This window comes from Streptomyces sp. PKU-EA00015 (assembly GCF_013387495.1).
In the GTDB taxonomy this organism is placed as follows: domain Bacteria; phylum Actinomycetota; class Actinomycetes; order Streptomycetales; family Streptomycetaceae; genus Streptomyces.
The window spans coordinates 131,427-149,093 of record NZ_JABZEE010000002.1 but is presented as its reverse complement, the minus strand read 5'-3'; the positions used below and the strand labels follow the sequence as shown (position 1 = coordinate 149,093).

The window sequence follows — 17,667 nt, the reverse complement described above, 5'->3', positions numbered from 1 at the left end:
GCGGCAGCGGGGCGCCTTCGGCCACGCCCTCTCTTTCGGATCCTGCCGGGCTCGCGCGCCCTGAGAGGACCTACGCGCCGGTGCTCACCAGGCCGAGCCTCTGGGTGGCGCGGGTGCAGGCGACGTAGAGGTCGTTCACGCCGCGCGTGGAGCCCGAGCGGATGAGGCCGGGCTCGACCACGATCACCGTGTCGAACTCCAGCCCCTTCGCCGCCTTCGGGTCGAGCAGCACGACGGGCCGGGTGAGGTCCGGCTCCTCGCCCGCGGTCACTTCCGGCAGTTCGGCGGCGAGCACGGTGTGCAGCGCGGCGGGCGCGATCACCGCGAGCCGCCCCTCGTGCGGCGCGCGGGCGACGTGCGCGGCCACGGTGCGGGCGAGTTCGTCCGGGGCGACGACGACCTGCCAGGGGTCGACGCCGGTGGAGCGCACCGAGCGCGGCGGCTCGAAGGCCGGGTCCTCGGCGCGCCGCACCTCGGCCGCGAGCGCCATGACCTCGGCGGGTGTGCGGTAGTTGACGCCCAGCCGGGTGTGCTCGAAACGGTCGCCGACGTACGGCTCCAGGATCTCCCGCCACGATCCGCAGCCCGCCGCGTCGCCGGTCTGCGCCGGGTCGCCGACCAGGGTCATCGACCGGGTCGGGCAGCGGCGCATCAGCAGCCGCCACGCCATCGCGGACAGCTCCTGCGCCTCGTCGACGATGATGTGCCCGAACGCCCAGGTGCGGTCGGCGGCGGCGCGGGCGGCCGCGCTGCGGTGGTCGGCCTCCTCGTGGCGCTCGGCCATGCGCTCGGCGTCGATGATGTCGTGCGCGGCGAGCACCTCGGACTCCTCGTCCTCGAACTCGTAGGTCTGCGAGCCGTGCGACAGCTCCAGCACGCCCTGCGCGTAGGCGATCCGGTCCTGGCGCTCGGCCTCGGCCGCGGCCCGCTCCGCGCTGTCGTCGACGCCGAGGAGCTCGGCTGCCTCGTCGAGGAGCGGCACGTCGGCAGGCGTCCAGGGACCTCCGGCGCGCCGGACGGCCGCCGCGTCCTCGGGGGCCAGGTAGGGCTCCGGCTCGGCGAGGAAGCCGGCGACCAGCTGCTGCGGCGTGAGCGGGGGCCACAGCGTGTCGATGGCCGCGTGAACCTCGGCGCTGGTGGCGATCTCCTTGCCGAGCTGGGCGATGTCGTCGGGTCCCAGCAGGTTCTCGCCGCCGTACGGGTCCGCGCCGAGCCGGTCCGCGAGCTGCTCGGTCAGCGCGTCGATGACGCGGAAGGCGAAGTGGGGGCGGGCCAGGTTGTGCGGGAGTCCGGTGTCCCGTGCCCGGTCGCGGGCCTCGTACGCCATCTCCCGGTGCAGCAGCAGCGTCCCGTACCCGGCGTGGTCGATTTCCAGGGCGGGTTCGGGCAGGGTGCCGCCGTCCTCGCCGGTGGCCCTCGGCAGGGTCTCGGGCAGCGTCTGCCGGCCGGCGACGACACGGGCGAGGACGTCCGCCATCCGGGCCGCGCCCTTGACGGCGGCGGCCTCGGGGGTGTCGGTCCCGGTGGCGTGCACGCCGGGGAACAGCTCGCCCATCGTGGACAGCAGGACGCCGGTCTCGCCGAGGGAGGGCAGCACCTCGCCGATGTAGCCGAGGAAGGCGGGGTTGGGGCCGACGATCAGGACGGCGCGGCGGGCGAGCTGCTCGCGGTGGGCGTAGAGGAGGTACGCGGCCCGGTGCAGGGCGACCGCGGTCTTCCCCGTGCCGGGTCCGCCCTCGACGACGAGCACGCCGTGGCGCGGGGCACGGATGATGCGGTCCTGCTCGGCCTGGATGGTCTGCACGATGTCGGCCATGCGCCCGGTGCGTGCGGCGCCGAGCGCGGCGAGCAGCACCTCGTCGGCGTCGTGCGCCTCGTAGCCGGTGCGGGTGGTGTCCGCGAGGTCGAGGATCTCGTCGTGCAGCGCGGTGACGGTCCGGCCCCGGGTGCTGATGTGCCGCCGCCTGCTGAGCCCCATCGCCTCGTGGCCGGTGGCGAGGTAAAAGGGCCGTGCGACGGGCGCGCGCCAGTCGATGAGCATTGGAGTGCGCTGCGGATCGTCCTTGCGCATTCCGATTCTGCCGATGTGATGACGTGTGCCGTCCTTGAGATCGATGCGGCCGAAACACAGACCGTTGTCGACCGCATTGAGCGCGGAGAGGTGCGCACCGTGTTCGGCGACGCTCACGTCCCGTTCCACGCGGGACTGGGCGAGTCCGGTGCTGGCCTGCCTCAACGTGGTCGCGATGGCCCCTTCCGCCTCCTCGCGCAGCGCGTCGAGACGCTCGTAGAGCCCGGTGATGAATTGCTGCTCGTTCTGCAATTCCTCGGTTGACAATTCAGCTCCTGACGCGATATGGTGTCACCAATGAACTTCTCCGCGTTTATCTCTGCGCCCTGAGGCAGGCAAACTCGGAAACATTCAATATACGCAGAGAAAGCCCCCGGCCGTCAATTCGGTCGGGGTATTTTTCTGCCCATGGACACACCGACGGACATATCGGCGGGCGTCACCGCGGCGACGGCGCTGCTGCGACGGCACGGCGCGGCGGACCTCGGCCACCCGGGAGGCACCCTCCTGGCTCACCTGGAGCGGGTCGAGCAGCGCCTCGCCGGCTGGGGTGCGCGCCCCGCGCTGCGGCTGGCGGGACTGTGCCACGCCTTCTACGGCACCGACGGCTTCGCCGCGTCGCTGCTGCCACGGGAGCGGCGCGGGGAACTGGCCGCCGTGATCGGCGCCGAGGCGGAGGAGGTCGTGCACTTCTACGCGAGCTGCGACCGCGAGGCGTCCTACGGGACCCTGGCGCAGCCCGGCGCGCTCTTCCGCGACCGTTTCACGGGCCGCACGTCCGCGCCCGCGCCCGCGCGGCTGCGGGACTTCGCCGAACTGACGGCGGCGAACGAGCTGGACCTCGCGGCGGTGAACGACGCGATACGGGCCGAGCACGGCGGCGGACTGCTGCGGCTGTTCACCGCATGGCGTCCGCTGCTGTCGCAAGCGGCGTACGAGGACGCCCAAGAGATCCTCACCCCGCACGGCGAGGAGCGCCGCTCCGACTCCCCCGCCGAGGGCGTCCCCACGGGCCAGGAACCCACCCGTCACGATGCCGGGCGTGGAGACGGATGACGGCAACGGCCGGGACTTGCGTCCCGGCCGTTCGCGGTTGCCGCACGGGGCGGCGAGGACCGTCGCCCCGCAGGCGCGCTCGTCAGCGCGTGAGCACGTCCTCCAGTTCCTCGAGGAGCCGGCGCCTGGGGCGGGCGCCGACCATCGAGCCGACCGGTTCGCCGTTGCTGAACACCAGCAGCGTCGGCAGCGAGAGCACCCCGTAGCGGGTCACCGTCTCCGGGTTGGCGTCCGCGTCGATCTGCACGACCTTCAGGCGGTCGGCCTCCTGACGGGACACCGCGCTCAGCACGGGCGCGAGCTGCCGGCACGGACCGCACCAGTTGGCGCCGAACTCCACCAGGACCGGGAGGTCGGCGCCCAGCACCTCGGCGTCGAAATCCGCGTCCGTCACCACGGCCACGTCCTTGGCCAGAATCATCGATCAGCCTCCGAATTCGCATCTGGGTTCCGGGCCGGCCTGTTGCTGCGCCTCGGCGCGCAGCAACTGCGCGCCGACCTGGGCGCGCACCGAGCTCAACTGGTCGATGAGCGCGTCCAGCTCGGCGAGCTTGGCCCGGTAGACGGCGAGCGAGGCGGGGCAGGAGTCCCCCGCCGGGTGCCCGGCGCGCAGGCATTCGACGAACGGCCGGGTCTCCTCCAGGTCGAACCCGAAGTCCTGCAGGGTCCGGATCTGCCGGAGCAGCCGCAGGTCGTCCTCGTCGTAGGTGCGGTAGCCGTTCACCGCGCGCCGGGCGGGCAGGAGCCCGCGGGACTCGTAGTAGCGCAGAGTGCGGGTGGTCGTGCCGGCCCGCTCCGCAAGCTCGCCGATTCGCATGCCCCCGACCGTAATCCTTGACGCCGACGTCAAGGCAACGGCCGACGGCCGCTCAACCGCCGTGCGGCAGCAGCGGCTTGCGCTCCAGCGGGGAGGTCAGCACGATCGACGTCGTCGTGCGGCCGAGCGCCGAGACCTGTTCCAGCACGTCCTCCAGGTGGACCGTGTCGCTGACGGCGACCTTGAGGATCCAGCAGTCCTCGCCGACGACGTGGTGCGCCTCGATCACCTCCGGGCGCTCCAGCAGCTCCAGCGTCCTCGGGTGCTTGAAATTGTGGCCGCCGTGGGGATTCACGCGGATGAACGCCTGGATGCCGTGTCCCAGCCGGGCGGGCGAGACGTGCGCCCCGTAGCCCGTGATCACCCCGGACGCCTCCAGCCTGCGGACCCGCTCGGTGACCGCAGCCGGGCTCAGCCGGACCCGGCGTCCGAGCTCGCTGAGCTTGACGCGACCGTCCCTCTGGAGGATCTCCAGGATGTGCCGGTCGACGGCATCCAGAGCGGCCACCGACGTTTCCCCGGCGACGGCCCTCGGATGCCGTGGTTCTTTCGGCGCGGTGGCCGGATCTCCCATGTCTCCCCCTTCATCACGCGGCCCGCAAACATAACACTGGTGTCCCACAAGGAAATCGGCGACAGGAAAAGAGGATCCGGTCGGATGAGGGACGTACTGGTCATCGGGGGAAATCGGTATTTCGGAAAGCGGCTGATATCCCGGCTGCTGAATTCCGGTGACCGGGTCACCGTGCTGAATCGCGGTTCCTCCGCACCGCCCGCGGGCGTGACGGCGTTGCGGGCCGACCGCGACGACGAGCACGCTCTGCGGACCGCGGTCGGCCCGCGCGCATTCGACGTGGTGATCGACCAGGTCTGCTACACCCCGCGCCAGGCGGACGTCGCCCGCCGGGTGTTCGCGGGCCGCACCGGCCGCTATGTCATGACGTCCACCGTGGAGGTCTACGAGTACGAGGACTCGGCCGCGCCGGTCGGCGAGGCCGCCGTCGACCCGCTGAGCGTGCCCGTCGACCTCACGGCCCGGTGGGACGACGCGGATTTCCGGGACGGGCACTACGGCGAGGGGAAGCGGCAGGCGGAGGCCGTCTTCGCGGCCGGCGACGGGTTCGACTGGGTGTCCGTGCGGACCGCCCATGTGCTGGGCGGGGCCGACGACTTCACCGGGAGACTGGAGCACTACGCGTCATTGATGCGTGCGGGCAGGCCCGTCGCGGTGTCCGCGCGGAACCAGCCGGCGACCTACATTCACGTCGAGGAGATCGCCGACTTCCTCCTCTGGGCGGCCGGCCAGGACTTCACGGGCCCCGTGAACGCGAATTCCCACGGACCGCTCACAACTGCCGGCATCTGCGCGGCGATCGGCCGTCTCACGGGCGCCGAGGCGCAATTCACGACGGTGGAGGTCGGCGAGACGTCCCCGTTCTCCTTCGCCCGCTCCTACGCAATGGACAACGCCCGCGCCACCGCACTCGGCTTCGCGTTCGGCCACACCTCCGACTGGCTCGGCCGGGCCGTCGCCGAGACGCTCGGCGCGCGCGGGGGAGACGGGGAGGCCCGGCGATGAGGCACCGCATGCTCGGCGATCTCCGGGTCGGCGCCATCGGGTACGGGGCCATGCCCCTGTCCATCGAGGGTCACCCCGACGAACGGCGGGCCGTCGCCACCGTCCACGCGGCGCTCGACGCGGGCGTCACCCTGATCGACACGGCCGACTCGTACCACGTGCCCGGCGGCGAACCGGGGACCGGCGAACGGCTCGTGGCCCGCGCGCTCGCCTCGTACGGCGGGGACACCGACGGCGTGCTCGTCGCCACCAAGGGCGGCCGGGGGCGCACGGCCGACGGGGGCTGGACGGTCGACGGGGATCCGCGGCACATCAAGCGGGCCGCGCGGGCCTCGCTCGCCCGGCTGGGCGGCCCCGCCGTCGGGCTGTACCAGCTGCACAAGCCGGACCCGGCGGTCCCGTACGCCGAATCCGTCGGCGCGCTGCGGGACCTGCTGGAGGAGGGGACGATCCGGTACGCGGGCATCTCCAACGCCGACTCCGAGCAGATCGCCCTCGCGCACGACATGCTGGGCGACCGCCTGGTGTCCGTGCAGAACCGCTACTCGCCCGAGGTGCGCGACAGCGAACCCGAGCTGCGCCTGTGCGCGGACCTGGGGCTGGCGTTCCTGCCCTGGAGCCCGCTCGGCGGGATCTCGCGCAGTTCCCTGGACGGCCCGTCGCCACTCGCGGCGGCGAGCCCGTACGCAGCCTTCCACACCGTGGCGCGCGAGCGCGGGGTCAGCCCGCAACAGGTCGCGCTGGCCTGGCTGCTGGCGAAGTCGCCCACGGTCGTGCCCATCCCCGGGGCGAGCCGCCCGGCCACCGTCACGGACTCCGCGGCGGCGGCCGGACTGGAGCTGACGGATGAGGAGCTGGCGGCGCTGGACGCGTGAACACGGAACGGCGGCGGCTCCGGCTCCGGCCGGATCAACGGCGTTCGGGGCGGTTCCGCGAGGGCCGGTCACGTTCGAGGCGGCTGCGCCACGGCCGGTCAGCGGTGTGCGCCGGGCCCGAGGGGGTGGGGCCCGGCGCACTCCGGTGACGGTGGCGGGAGCGGAGCTCCGCCGGTGGCGGTGGCGACGGTCGTCACCCCCGCCGGTGGGCGGTAGGGGTCAGACCTTCACCGGCTCGCGCTCGTCGTCGCGCGGCGCCGGCACCCCGGCCTGCTCCGCGACCGCGTGGTCGTCCAGCAGGGTCTTCTCGTCGAACGGCAGACGTCCCGAGAGGACCTCGTGCACCTGCCCCTTGTCGATCTCCTTGGTCCAGGTGCCGATGAGCACCGTCGCCACGGCGTTGCCCGCGAAGTTCGTCAGGGCGCGGGCCTCGCTCATGAAGCGGTCGATGCCGACGATCAGGCCCACACCGTCGACCAGCTCCGGCCGGTGCGACTGCAGACCGCCCGCCAGCGTCGCCAGACCGGCGCCCGTGACACCCGCCGCTCCCTTCGACGCGACGAAGAGGAACAGCAGGAGCGCGATCTGCTCGCCGATCGACATCGGGCTGCCCATGGCGTCGGCGATGAAGAGCGAGGCCATGGTCATGTAGATCATGGTGCCGTCGAGGTTGAAGGAGTATCCGGTCGGGACGGTGATGCCGACGACCGGCTTGCTCACGCCCAGGTGCTCCATCTTCGCGATCAGCCGCGGGAGGGCGGACTCGGAGGAGGAGGTGGAGAGGATCAACAGGAACTCGCGGCCCAGGTACTTGAAGAGCGAGAGGATGTTGAGGCCCGCGACGACCCGCAGCAGCGCGCCGAGCACGATGACGACGAACAGGAAACAGGTCACGTAGAAGCCGAGCATCAGCACGGCGAGGCTCTTGAGCGCGTCGAGACCGGCCGAACCGGTCACCGCGGCGATCGCGCCGAACGCACCGACGGGCGCGGCCCACATGACCATCGCCAGGATGCGGAAGACGAGCCGCTGGATGTGCTCGATGCCGCGCAGCACCGGGGCGCCGGCCGGGCCCATGGCCTGGAGCGCGAAGCCCGCGAGCAGGGCGACGAGGAGGGTCTGCAGGACCTCACCGCCGGTGAAGGCGGAGACGATCGTGGTCGGGATGATCCCGAGCAGGAACTCGGTCGTGTCCTTGGCCTCGGCGGAGACCTGCTCCTGGCCCACTTCCTTGACCGCGTCGGTCACCGCGAGGCTCGAACCGGGGTCCAGGATGTTGCCGACGACCAGGCCGATCCCCAGGGCGACCAGCGACATCACCACGAAGTAGCCGAGCGCGATGCCGCCGACCGCGCCGACCTTGGCGGCCTTCCGCACGGAGCCGATGCCCAGCACGATGGTGCAGAAGATGATCGGCGAGATCATCATCTTGATCAGGTTCACGAACCCGGTGCCGATCGGCTTGAGCTCCACGGCGAAGTCGGGAGCGACCAGGCCGACGGCGATGCCGAGCGCGACCGCGATGATCACGGCGATGTAGAGATAGTGGGTACGGTCCCGCCTGACGGCTCCTGTGGCCACGGGGTCCTCCTCGATTTCCTGTGCGTCCATGTCCCGATGGATGCCGTGAATATCCACCAGCCCTGTGACCCCGGTCACCCTTGCGTTCGTTTCGTTCACACAAATCCGGCCAGGCAGACTGAACGCATGCGCATTCCCCGCCCCCGCAGCCTCGCGGGCCAGCTCTTCGCGATGCAGGTCGTGCTGGTCGCCGCGATCGTCGCGGGCTGCGCGCTCTTCGCGTACTTCACCGACCGCTCCCAGGCCGAGGAGTCGGCCCGGCTGCAGACCAGCGCGACCGCCGCGGCCGCGGCGCGGTCCCCGTCGGTCGTCCAGGCGGTCCGCTCGGACGACCCGTCGGCGGCGCTCCAGCCGTACGCGGAGGCCCTGCGCAAGGACGCGGGCATGGACTTCGTCGTGATCATGGATCCGCAGGGGCGGCGCTGGACCCACCCGGAGCCGGGCGAGATAGGGCGGACGTACCTCGGCCACATCGAGCCGGCGCTGCGCGGCGAGATCTACAGCGAGCGGTACACGGGCACGCTGGGGCTCTCCGTGCGCACCGTGGCGCCGGTCCGCGACGACGGGAAGGTCGTCGCGCTCGTCAGCGCCGGCATCACGATCGAGGAGATCAGCGAGCAGGTGGCCAAGCAGGTCACGGCACTGCTCGTGATGGCGGGCGGGGCGCTCGCGCTCGGCGGCGTCGGCACGTACGTGATCAACGCCAGGCTGCGCCGGCACACGCACGGCATGAACGCGGCGGAGCTGGGGCGGATGCACGACTACCACCAGGCCGCGCTGCACGCGGTGCGCGAGGGTCTGATCATGCTCGACGGCTCCCGGCGCATCGCACTCGTCAACGACGGGGCGCGGGAGCTGCTGGGGCTCGGCGACGACGCCGTGGGCCGCCCGGTGGCGGACCTCGGCCTGCCCGCCCCGCTCACGGGTGCGCTGCTGGCGTCCGAGCCCCGGGTCGACGAGGTGCACCTGACGGCGGACCGGGTGGTCGTGGTGAACACGCAGCCGGTCGTCGGCGGCGAGAAGCGGGGCACGGTGGTGACCCTGCGCGACCACACGGAGCTCCAGGCGCTCTCGGGCGAGCTCGACTCGGAGCGCGGCTTCTCGCAGGCCCTGCGCTCGCAGGCCCACGAGGCGGCGAACCGGCTGCACACGGTGGTGTCGCTGATCGAGCTGGGCCGCGCGGACGAGGCGGTCGACTTCGCGACGGCGGAACTGGAACTGGCGCAGGCACTGACCGACCGGGTGGTGGGCGCGGTCGGCGAACCGGTCCTCGCGGCGCTGCTGCTCGGCAAGGCGGCGCAGGCGAACGAGCGGGGTGTGGAGCTGGTCCTCACCGAGGACAGCCGTATCGACGACGGCGTCCTGCCGGCGTCGCTGCCGTCGAGGGACCTGGTGACGATCCTGGGCAACCTGGTCGACAACGCCGTCGACGCGGCGGCCGGCGTCGGCGCCCTGGTGCCGGCCGGCCCCGCCGAGCCCCGCGACGACCTGCGGGTCGCGCCGCCCCCGCCGGGCGGCGTCCGCGCACGCGTCACCGTGACGGCGCGGGCCGAACGGGACGAGCTGCTGCTGCGCGTCGCCGACACCGGTCCCGGTGTCGAACCCGAGTCCGTCGACGACGTCTTCCGCCGCGGCTGGTCGACGCACGGCCCCGGCCGGGGCATCGGCCTGGCGCTGGTCCGCCAGGCGGTCCACCGCGGCCATGGCACGATCACGCTCACGCGCGCTCCGGAAGGCGGAGCGATATTCACGGTCCGTCTTCCCCTGACCCCGGAGCCCCGCCCATGACGCCCCTGTACGCGCCGGCGACGCCGCCCGCCCCGCGGCCACGGTCCACGAGCACCGGTCCCGACCGTGCGCCCCGGGCCCGCGCAGCCTCCCCGCGCCACAGCACCCCGCAGGCACGGACCGAGGCCACCCGCCCCGGCCGAAGGCCGGACGCCCGCACCCTGCAGCCGACCGTGGACGTCTCGCGCGGGCGCAGGACAGCAGGCGTCTCCCGCGGGCGCAGGACCGCAGTTGGCCCAGGGACGCGGTCCGGCCCGTACGCTCCGTCGGCGGGGCGCCTGCCCGTGGCCGGCCCACACGGCCTGCCCGCGGGGCGCGTCGGCTCCGGGGTGGCCCGAGCCCGGGAGGTGCGTCCGTGACCATCCGGGTGCTGGTCGTCGAAGACGACCCCGTCGCCGCGGACGCGCACGCGCTCTACGTCGGGCGCGTGCCCGGGTTCGTCGTCGTGGGGATCGCGCACTCCCGTGCCGAGGCCGTGCGCGCGCTGGAGCGGGCCGAGGTCGACCTCCTGCTGCTCGACCTGTACCTGCCCGACGGGCACGGCCTGCATCTCGTACGGTCCCTGCGCGCCGCCGGACACTCCACCGACGTCATCGCCGTGACCTCCGCCCGCGACCTCGCCATCGTCCGGGAGGGCGTGGCGCTCGGGGTCGTGCAGTACGTGCTGAAGCCGTTCACGTTCGCCACCCTCCGCGACCGCCTCGGCCGCTACGCCGAGTTCCGGGCCGCCGCCGGAGAGGCCAGCGGCCAGGAGGAGGTCGACCGCGCCCTGTCCGCACTGCGCGCGCCGCGCAACGCGACGACGCTCCCCAAGGGCCTGAGCGCGCCCACCCTGGAGGCGGTCACCCGTACTCTGCGCGACTCCGGCGAGGGGCTGACCGCCACCGAGGCCGCCGCGGCCGTCGGCATCTCCCGGATCACGGCCCGCCGTTACCTGGAGCATCTGGTCATGGCCGGGCGGGCCGTCCGCAGCCCCCAGTACGGCCAGATCGGCCGCCCGGAGCTCCAGTACCGCTGGGTCAGCGCCCGGCACTGAGCACCGCCACGGGCCTCAATTCCCGTGCTCTGCACGGGGATTGATTTTGTCAACAGACCGGTCATACCGTCACGGACAGCAGCCCGCAGCCCCGCGCCGCCAGTCCGGCGCCCGGCTCCCCCGGCTCAGAGGAGGTCGTGCCCGTGCGCCCCACCGCCCCACTGATCCTCATCACCGCCGTCACCGCCCTCGCGGCGAGCCTCACCGCATGCGGCAGCGGCTCCGGCGCCGATCCGGACACCGTCGAGGTCGCCTACAACCGGTCCACCGACAACAAGATCCGCTTCAAGGACGCCTATCTGGAGGCGGCCAAGGAGCAGTTCGAGAAGGAGCATCCGGGCAAGAAGGTCAAGCTGATCCCGATCCAGGCCCCGGACAACGACTACGCCACCAAGGCGCAGCAGATGATGCGCTCCCCCAAGACCGCGCCCGACCTGGTCTACGAGGACACCTTCCGCATCAACTCCGACATCAAGGCGGGCTACTTGAAGCCGCTGGACGACTATCTGGCCGAGTGGGACCAGTGGGACCGCTTCGTGGACACCGCGAAGGCCGCGGCGAAGGCGGAGGACGGCAAGACGTACGGGGTGCCGGACGGCACCGACACCCGCGGGCTGTGGTTCAACAAGGAGATCTTCGCCGAGGCCGGGCTGCCGGCCGACTGGGCGCCGAAGAACTGGGCGGAGGTCCTGGACGCGGCCCGTACGGTCAAGAAGAAGGTCCCCGGCGTCATCCCGATCAACGTCTACACCGGCAAGGGCCCCGGCGAGGCGGCGGTCATGCAGGGCTTCGAGATGCTGCTCTACGGCACGGGCGAGGACCCTCTCTACGACTCGTCGGCCAAGAAGTGGGTGGCGGGCGGCAAGGGGTTCGAGGACGCCCTCGGCTTCGTGAGCACGGTGTACAAGGAGAAGCTCGGTCCGGACGTGTCCGACGCCCTCGACCCGAACATCGGCACGCGGGTCGCCACCGAGTTGTTCCCCGAGGGGAAGCTGGCGATCTCCCTCGACGGCTCGTGGATGGGCCAGAACTGGGTGAACGAGGGCCCCAAGGAGTGGCCGGAGTGGAGCGAGAAGCTGGCGCAGGCGCCCATGCCGACGCAAAACGGCCAGGCTCCGGGCAAGGTCTCGATGTCCGGCGGCTGGGCCTGGTCGATCCCGGCGAAGGCCCAGAACCCCGATCTGGCCTTCGAGTTCATCAGGACGCTGCAGTCGAAGGAGAACGCGACCGAGTGGTGCGTGGTCGGCGCGCAGATCGCGGTGCGCGAGGACGTCGCCGCCGATCCCCGGTATCTGAAGTCCATGCCGGGCATCGACTTCTTCACCGGCCTGGTGCGCCACACCCACTACCGGCCGGCGCTGCCCGTCTACCCGCAGGTGTCGACGGCGATCGGCGAGGCCATGGAGAAGGTGACCACGGGTGACGCGTCGCCGGCCGACGCGGCGAAGGCCTACGACGAGCAGCTGAGGACCATCGCCGACGGCGCGGTCGTCTCCCGGTGAGCGGCCGGTGAGCGCGTCCCGGACGGGACGGTGGCGGTGGGCCCCGCTCGCCCCCGCCACCGTCCTCCTGCTGCTGTTCCTCGCGGGCCCCATCGCCTACTGCGTGTGGATCGCCTTCACGAACACGCAGCTCACCGGCCAGTCGGGCGCGGGCTTCGTGGGCCTCGCGAACTTCCGGCGGGCCTTGGCCGACGACGGCTTCCGCAACGCGGTGTGGCTCACGCTCGTCTTCACGTTCGTCTCGGCGATCGTCGGCCAGAACACGCTGGGCCTGGCGCTGGCCGGTCTGATGCGCGTCGCGTCGCGTCCGGTGCGCACGCTCACGGGCGTTGTGGTGATCACGGCATGGGTGCTGCCGGAGATCGTCGCGGCGTTCCTGCTGTACACCTTCTTCCGGCGTGAGGGCACGCTCAACGCGATGCTGGACTGGCTCCAGCTCCCCTCGCAGAACTGGCTGTTCACGCTGCCGATCCTGGCCGTGTCGTTCGCCAACGTCTGGCGGGGCACCGCCTTCTCGATGCTCATCTACTCCGCCGCACTGGCCGAGATCCCGCGTGACATCACGGAGGCGGCCGAGGTCGACGGGGCGAGCGGCCCGCGCCGCGTCTGGCACGTGACGCTGCCGATGATCCGCCGCTCCATCGGCACCAACCTGATGCTCAACACCCTCTCCACGCTGTCCGTCTTCGGGCTGATCTGGGCGATGACCCGCGGCGGCCCGGGCAACCGCAGCCAGACGCTGCCGGTGTTCATGTACGACCAGGCGTTCCTCAAGTCCCTGATCGGCTACGGCACGGCGGTGGCGCTGCTGCTTCTGCTGGTCGGGGCGCTGTTCTCGGTGGTGTACCTGCGTCTGATGAAGGTGGAGGTGTGATGCGGGCCGTGATGCGCCGTACCACCCGCGCCCGCCTCGCGGCGAACGGCGCACTGCTGCTGACAGCGGCGGCCTTCGCCCTGCCGCTGGTGTGGCTGCTGCTGGCGTCGGTGGACGCGGACGCCGACCTGCGCGTACGGATTCCGGCGTCGCCGACGACGGAGAACTTCGACGCGGTGCTCACGGACGAGATCACGTTCACGCCGATGCTCAACAGCCTGGTGCTGTGCGGAGGGGCGACCGTGGTGTCGGTGGTGTGCGCGGCGCTCGCCGCGTATCCGCTCTCGCGGCACCGCTCGCGGTTCACCCGCCCGTATCTGCTCACGATCCTCTTCACGACGTGCGTGCCGATCACCGCGATCATGGTCCCGGTGTACGGGCTGTTCGTGCAGGTGAACCTGATCGACACGACGTACGGTACGGCGCTGTTCCTCGCCGCGTCCCAACTCCCTTTCGCCATCTGGCTGATGAAGAACTTCATGGACGGCGTGCCGGTGGTGCTGGAGGAGGCGGCCTGGACGGACGGCGCGTCGAACCTGCAGACCCTGACCCGGGTGGTGCTGCCGCTGATGGGCCCCGGCGTGACGGTGGTGTCGATCTACACGTTCATCATGCTGTGGGGGAACTTCTTCGTCCCCTTCATGCTGATCCTGTCCCCCGACCAACTGCCCGCGTCCGTTTCGATCTTCACGTTCTTCGGCAACTACGGCTCCGTGGTCTACGGTCAGCTGGCGGCGTTCTCGCTGCTGTACTCGGCGCCGGTGCTGGTCCTGTACGTGCTGATCGCGCGCAGGCTCGGCGGCGGGTTCGCCCTCGGCGGCGCGGTCAAGGGGTGACGCCGGGCCCGGGGCCACCCGGATACGCCGGTACCCTTCGGTAGCTCCGGCGTACGTCCACGGCTGTGGATCAGCTCGGAGATTCCTACGACATGTAGCTTGAGGGGAACGCACCGTAGTCGCCGGCGTTCACTTCCCCGTACGTTGTGCCCGTGCAGCACACCCCTTCCCCACCCTTCAACGCCCCCGCCGCGCGCCGACTCCGCGAGGCCCTGGGGATGGCGCCCGGTCATGTCGCCTACGGACTGCGGGCCCAGTACGGACTCCACGTCTCGCCGGACACGGTCATGGCCTGGGAACGCGGGCTCGCGACGCCCGGCACCCGCGAACTGACCGCCCTCGCGGGCGTCCTGTGGTGCTCCCCCGGCGAACTGCTCGCGGCCGCGACGACCCTGCGCGAGCACCGCATCGCGCGCGGCATGGCGACCGACGACCTCGCCCGCCGGGTCGGTCTCGACACCGCCGTGTACCAGAGGATGGAGGAATCGGGCCGCTGGCGCGGCAACGAGCGCCAGACCGCTGCGCTCGCCGAGACCCTGCGCCTGACCCCGCGTGCGCTGCTGGCCGCCACGGGCCGCGACGAGGAGCTGGCGGAGCTCCTGCGCAGCGCGGTGACCGCGCGCTGGCAGGCGTACGTCCGTCCGGTCGGCAAGATGCTCCCGCTGGACCGCGGCCACCTGGAGGCCGTGCTCCAGCGGCTGCACGCCGACTACCAGTCCCGGATGATGGCGACCCTGAGCTGGGGCGAGACGTCGAGGGACACGGGCGAGCCCGGCCGTGACTTCCTGGAGAGCATCGTGGACCACTTCTGGGCCCTGTCCGGCGGCTGACCACGGCCGGCGCGGGCGGGGGTCACAGCCAGCCGCGGCGGGCGGCCAGCGCACCGGCCTGGAACCGGCTCGTGGCGCCCAGCCGTTCGAGCACCGTCTTGATCCGGCGTTCGACCGTGCGCGATGAGACCCCGAAGTGGCGGGCGATGCGCAGATCGGTCGATCCCGCGGCCATCAGGTACAGCAACTCCCGTTCGTCGTCCCCCAGATCGGTGTCGACCGTGCCCTCGACACCCAGCGGCATCGCCATCTCCCAGACGGTCTCGAAGAGGCTGAGGAACCCGTCGAGCAGGTCGGAGCGGCCGATCACCAGGGACTCGGCGGTCCGGGTCCGCGACACCACCGGCACCAGGGCGAGATCCTCGTCGAAGACGACGAGTTTCATCGGGGTCCTGGCGATGAAACGCCCCTCCTCGCCGTGCGCGAGCATGTGGAGCATGCTCGTGCGGGCGGCCGGGTTGTTCAGCGCCTCGGCCGCGTAGACCGTCCGGTACGAGATGCCCTGGCTCATCCGCCGCAGCTGACGCTCGTCGTTGGTGCCGATCACCGCCGCGAAGGGCGGCGCCGCTATCCCCCGCACGCTGCTGCGGCAGTTCTCCTGGCCGGTCTCGAAGAGGTGCAGCATCTCCTCGGCGGACACGGCCCGTATCCGCGACGCGCTGCCCGCGCCACGTGCGGCGAGGTACTCCTGGGTGAGCGACTCGACGGCCTGGTGCGACTGGATCACCTGGTCCTCCAGCCGGCGCACCCACTCGGCTGCGACCGCGCTCGGCGGCAGGACGACCACCTTCAGCGGCACCCCGGCGGCGTGCTCCGCGGCCCCCATGTCCACCAGGCGGCCGAGCGCCTCGTCGGTCTCCTGCTCGGTGAGGGAGGTCAGGGCGGCGAGCTCCGCGATCTCCAGCCAGGGCGACCGGGCGAGCTCGGCGTAGACCTCCTCCGCGACGGGGTCGTCGACCGGGAGGACGCGGCCCTTGCCTCTTACCCGCTCCGCCATGACAGTCAGCTCCCCTCGGCCCGTTGCGTTCGGCGCAAGGGATGATCTCAGAGGCCCAGCCGGAGCGCGGTGAGGGGAACCACAGTTTTTGCGGGCGCCTTGCCAAAGGCGAAGACAAGCCGTGCCGCACCGCCGGTGGAGCGGCGGTACGGCACGGCCCGGGGCGACGGTGTCGCCCCGCTCGATCAGCGGGTGGTCACTTGACGTTGACCCCGGCCCAGGCGGCGTTCACTGCCTGGTACTCGGCGCTGCTCGCGCCGTACAGGTCGGTCGCGGCCGACAGGGTGGCGGTGCGGGCGCCCGCGTAGTCCGTGGTGGAGGTCATGTACGCGGTGAGCGCCTTGTACCAGATCCGCTCGGCCTTGTCGCGGCCGATGCCGCTGACGGCCTTGCCGTCGTAGGTCGGGCTGTCGTAGCTCACGCCGTTGATCGTCTTGGCACCGCTGCCCTCGGACAGCAGGTAGAAGAAGTGGTTGGCGGGGCCGGACGAGTAGTGGACGTCGATCCGGTTGATGCCCCTGTACCAGTAGTCCTTGGAGTTGCCGTCCTTGCTGGGCTTGTCCATGTAGCGCAGCGGGGTGCCGTTGCCGCGGATGTCGATCTTCTCGCCGATGAGGTAGTCGCCCGCGTCGGCCGTGTTCGACGCGGCGAACTCGGCGGCGGCGCCGAAGATGTCGGAGGTGGCCTCGTTCAGGCCGCCCGACTCGCCGCGGTAGACGAGCCTGGCGGTGTTGGAGGTGACGCCGTGGGTCATCTCGTGGGCGGCGACGTCGAGCGAGGTGAGCGGCTTGGTGTTGTTCGCGCCGTCGCCGTAGGTCATGCAGAAGCAGGAGTCCGACCAGAAGGCGTTGACGTACGCGTTGCCGTAGTGGACCCGGGAGTACGCGGCGACCCCGTCGTTCCTGATGCCGCTGCGGCCGTGCACGTTCTTGTAGTAGTCCCAGGTGACCGCGGCGCCGTAGTGCGCGTCGACCGCGGCGTTCTGCCGGCCGCCGCCCCAGACGTCGTCGGCGTCGTTGAACAGGGTGCCGGTGCCCGAGGTGCCGCCGTTGAGGTCGAAGGTGCGGTGGCCGCCGCGCTGGCCGTCCTTCAGGTCGAAGGTGCTGCCGTTCGGCGTGGTGGTCAGCGGGACGGTGCCGTTGTAGTCGCCGGTGCCGGTGCCGGTGTGGACCGTCTCGTAGGAGAACAGCTCCGCTCCGGTGGTCGCGTCGGTCACGACGTGCCGCTCGCTCGGCGTGCCGTCGTGCTGCACGCCGGTGACGACGGTCTCCCAGGCCAGTACGGGCTTGCCGGACGCCGCCCAGACGACCTTGCGCGGCGCGCCCTCGGCGGCGACCTCGTCGGTGTCCCCGGCCGCGGCGGCCTTCAGCGCGGACTTCTCCGCGGCGGACGCGGAGACCTTCGCGTCCGTGCCGGTCACGGATATGCGGGCTGCGGTCGCCTTGGTGACCGAGCGCTTGCCGTTCTTCTTCTCGTGGACGACGAGGTCGCCGCCGAGGACCGGCAGCCCGGCGTACGTGCGCTCGTACCGCGTGTGCACAGTGCCGTCGGCGTCCTTGACGACATCGCGGACGACAAGCCTCTCCTTGTCACCGAGACCGAGGGCATGCGCCTCGGCACCGGCCCCGGCCTGCGCCTCCTTGAGGGCGAAGACGCGGTCGGCGGGCGCCTGGGCGGTGGCCGTCGCGTCGTCGGCCCGGTCCGCCTGGGCGGTCGCCGAACCGGTCTGCATACCGACGACGACCATCGCGGCCGACGCCACGAGAACCGCGGCTCGGGTGGTCGCCCTGCGGGTGGTGCTGCGTGTCACTCAGGTCTCCTCGGC

The 17,667-nt window shown here is 71.7% G+C and carries 16 protein-coding genes; 9 read left to right on the top strand and 7 right to left on the bottom strand.

The window, feature by feature from the left end:
- Positions 1-70: 70 nt before the first annotated feature.
- Complete coding sequence (locus HW130_RS02350) at positions 71-2,338, bottom strand: ATP-binding domain-containing protein (protein WP_177147655.1); 2,268 nt, start codon at positions 2,336-2,338, stop codon at positions 71-73.
- 141 nt (positions 2,339-2,479) lie between these two features.
- On the opposite strand from HW130_RS02350, the gene HW130_RS02345 reads away from it, so the two are divergent.
- The gene (locus HW130_RS02345; protein WP_256355784.1) at positions 2,480-3,127 is read left to right on the top strand and encodes a DUF6817 domain-containing protein; all 648 of its coding nucleotides are present in this window, start codon (positions 2,480-2,482) and stop codon (positions 3,125-3,127) included.
- Between the two features lie 82 nt (positions 3,128-3,209).
- Here HW130_RS02345 and HW130_RS02340 read toward each other — a convergent pair whose 3' ends face one another.
- Genes HW130_RS02340 through HW130_RS02330 form a run of 3 tightly spaced genes read right to left on the bottom strand, consistent with a single transcriptional unit; the run spans position 3,210 to position 4,518 of the window.
- A complete protein-coding gene (locus HW130_RS02340) occupies positions 3,210-3,548 on the bottom strand; it encodes a co-chaperone YbbN (protein ID WP_218183034.1) in 339 nt (112 codons plus the stop codon).
- Between the two features lie 3 nt (positions 3,549-3,551).
- On the bottom strand, positions 3,552-3,944 hold the full coding sequence (locus tag HW130_RS02335; RefSeq protein ID WP_177147654.1) for a MerR family transcriptional regulator: 393 nt from the start codon (positions 3,942-3,944) through the stop codon (positions 3,552-3,554).
- 52 nt (positions 3,945-3,996) lie between these two features.
- Positions 3,997-4,518 (bottom strand): Lrp/AsnC family transcriptional regulator, encoded by a 522-nt coding sequence (locus HW130_RS02330; RefSeq protein ID WP_177147653.1) that lies wholly within the window; start codon positions 4,516-4,518, stop codon positions 3,997-3,999.
- Between the two features lie 84 nt (positions 4,519-4,602).
- Between HW130_RS02330 and HW130_RS02325 the strand changes: the two genes are divergently transcribed.
- Positions 4,603-5,523: an NAD-dependent epimerase/dehydratase family protein gene (locus HW130_RS02325; protein ID WP_177147652.1), complete on the top strand. Its 921-nt coding sequence runs from the start codon at positions 4,603-4,605 to the stop codon at positions 5,521-5,523.
- On the top strand, positions 5,520-6,398 hold the full coding sequence (locus tag HW130_RS02320; protein WP_177147651.1) for an aldo/keto reductase: 879 nt from the start codon (positions 5,520-5,522) through the stop codon (positions 6,396-6,398). Before HW130_RS02325 ends, HW130_RS02320 begins: the two co-directional genes overlap by 4 nt.
- 219 nt (positions 6,399-6,617) lie before the next feature.
- Here the strand turns inward: HW130_RS02320 and HW130_RS02315 are convergent, their stop codons facing one another.
- Positions 6,618-8,009 (bottom strand): cation:dicarboxylate symporter family transporter, encoded by a 1,392-nt coding sequence (locus HW130_RS02315; RefSeq protein WP_218183033.1) that lies wholly within the window; start codon positions 8,007-8,009, stop codon positions 6,618-6,620.
- A gap of 96 nt (positions 8,010-8,105) precedes the next feature.
- Here HW130_RS02315 and HW130_RS02310 point away from each other — a divergent pair, with 96 nt between their 5' ends.
- From HW130_RS02310 to HW130_RS02285, 6 genes are all read left to right on the top strand, one after another.
- Complete coding sequence (locus HW130_RS02310; protein ID WP_177147650.1) at positions 8,106-9,767, top strand: sensor histidine kinase; 1,662 nt, start codon at positions 8,106-8,108, stop codon at positions 9,765-9,767.
- Positions 9,768-10,122: 355 nt separating this feature from the next.
- On the top strand, positions 10,123-10,803 hold the full coding sequence (locus HW130_RS02305) for a response regulator (protein ID WP_177147649.1): 681 nt from the start codon (positions 10,123-10,125) through the stop codon (positions 10,801-10,803).
- A 143-nt stretch (positions 10,804-10,946) separates the two neighbouring features.
- Positions 10,947-12,305 carry an ABC transporter substrate-binding protein gene (locus tag HW130_RS02300; RefSeq protein WP_177147648.1) on the top strand — a complete coding sequence of 453 codons (1,359 nt, stop codon included), beginning with the start codon at positions 10,947-10,949 and terminating at the stop codon, positions 12,303-12,305.
- A 7-nt stretch (positions 12,306-12,312) separates the two neighbouring features.
- Positions 12,313-13,179, top strand: coding sequence for a carbohydrate ABC transporter permease (locus HW130_RS02295; protein ID WP_177147647.1), 867 nt, complete (start codon positions 12,313-12,315; stop codon positions 13,177-13,179).
- On the top strand, positions 13,179-14,015 hold the full coding sequence (locus HW130_RS02290) for a carbohydrate ABC transporter permease (RefSeq protein WP_256355783.1): 837 nt from the start codon (positions 13,179-13,181) through the stop codon (positions 14,013-14,015). The genes HW130_RS02295 and HW130_RS02290 overlap by 1 nt, the downstream gene beginning before the upstream one ends.
- Before the next feature lie 218 nt (positions 14,016-14,233).
- On the top strand, positions 14,234-14,845 hold the full coding sequence (locus tag HW130_RS02285) for a helix-turn-helix domain-containing protein (RefSeq protein ID WP_256355806.1): 612 nt from the start codon (positions 14,234-14,236) through the stop codon (positions 14,843-14,845).
- 22 nt (positions 14,846-14,867) lie between these two features.
- On the opposite strand, the gene HW130_RS02280 is transcribed toward HW130_RS02285, so the two are convergent.
- A complete protein-coding gene (locus tag HW130_RS02280) occupies positions 14,868-15,842 on the bottom strand; it encodes a helix-turn-helix transcriptional regulator (RefSeq protein ID WP_177147645.1) in 975 nt (324 codons plus the stop codon).
- 196 nt (positions 15,843-16,038) lie between these two features.
- Complete coding sequence (locus HW130_RS02275) at positions 16,039-17,589, bottom strand: M4 family metallopeptidase (protein ID WP_177147846.1); 1,551 nt, start codon at positions 17,587-17,589, stop codon at positions 16,039-16,041.
- Between the last annotated feature and the right edge of the window lie 78 nt (positions 17,590-17,667).